Below are 1,558 nucleotides of genomic sequence, written 5' to 3'. Positions count from 1 at the left end.
ATCTTAAATTGAAGAGTTTGATCATGGCTCAGATTGAACGCTGGCGGCAGGCCTAACACATGCAAGTCGAGCGGAAACGAGTTATCTGAACCTTCGGGGAACGATAACGGCGTCGAGCGGCGGACGGGTGAGTAATGCCTAGGAAATTGCCCTGATGTGGGGGATAACCATTGGAAACGATGGCTAATACCGCATGATGCCTACGGGCCAAAGAGGGGGACCTTCGGGCCTCTCGCGTCAGGATATGCCTAGGTGGGATTAGCTAGTTGGTGAGGTAAGGGCTCACCAAGGCGACGATCCCTAGCTGGTCTGAGAGGATGATCAGCCACACTGGAACTGAGACACGGTCCAGACTCCTACGGGAGGCAGCAGTGGGGAATATTGCACAATGGGCGCAAGCCTGATGCAGCCATGCCGCGTGTGTGAAGAAGGCCTTCGGGTTGTAAAGCACTTTCAGTCGTGAGGAAGGTAGTGTAGTTAATAGCTGCATTATTTGACGTTAGCGACAGAAGAAGCACCGGCTAACTCCGTGCCAGCAGCCGCGGTAATACGGAGGGTGCGAGCGTTAATCGGAATTACTGGGCGTAAAGCGCATGCAGGTGGTTTGTTAAGTCAGATGTGAAAGCCCGGGGCTCAACCTCGGAATAGCATTTGAAACTGGCAGACTAGAGTACTGTAGAGGGGGGTAGAATTTCAGGTGTAGCGGTGAAATGCGTAGAGATCTGAAGGAATACCGGTGGCGAAGGCGGCCCCCTGGACAGATACTGACACTCAGATGCGAAAGCGTGGGGAGCAAACAGGATTAGATACCCTGGTAGTCCACGCCGTAAACGATGTCTACTTGGAGGTTGTGGCCTTGAGCCGTGGCTTTCGGAGCTAACGCGTTAAGTAGACCGCCTGGGGAGTACGGTCGCAAGATTAAAACTCAAATGAATTGACGGGGGCCCGCACAAGCGGTGGAGCATGTGGTTTAATTCGATGCAACGCGAAGAACCTTACCTACTCTTGACATCCAGAGAACTTTCCAGAGATGGATTGGTGCCTTCGGGAACTCTGAGACAGGTGCTGCATGGCTGTCGTCAGCTCGTGTTGTGAAATGTTGGGTTAAGTCCCGCAACGAGCGCAACCCTTATCCTTGTTTGCCAGCGAGTAATGTCGGGAACTCCAGGGAGACTGCCGGTGATAAACCGGAGGAAGGTGGGGACGACGTCAAGTCATCATGGCCCTTACGAGTAGGGCTACACACGTGCTACAATGGCGCATACAGAGGGCGGCCAACTTGCGAAAGTGAGCGAATCCCAAAAAGTGCGTCGTAGTCCGGATTGGAGTCTGCAACTCGACTCCATGAAGTCGGAATCGCTAGTAATCGTGGATCAGAATGCCACGGTGAATACGTTCCCGGGCCTTGTACACACCGCCCGTCACACCATGGGAGTGGGCTGCAAAAGAAGTAGGTAGTTTAACCTTCGGGGGGACGCTTACCACTTTGTGGTTCATGACTGGGGTGAAGTCGTAACAAGGTAGCGCTAGGGGAACCTGGCGCTGGATCACCTCCTTA

At 53.6% G+C, this 1,558-nt stretch carries 1 rRNA gene; it reads left to right on the top strand.

Annotated features, from left to right (window positions below):
* Nucleotides 1–5 precede the first annotated feature (5 nt).
* Nucleotides 6–1,558, top strand: a 16S ribosomal RNA gene (locus R8O70_RS25020).

Origin of the sequence: Vibrio sp. 779(2023) (assembly GCF_033344285.1) — a bacterium.
GTDB classification, from domain to species: domain Bacteria; phylum Pseudomonadota; class Gammaproteobacteria; order Enterobacterales; family Vibrionaceae; genus Vibrio; species Vibrio alginolyticus.
This window is presented reverse-complemented; position numbering and strand designations above follow the sequence as displayed.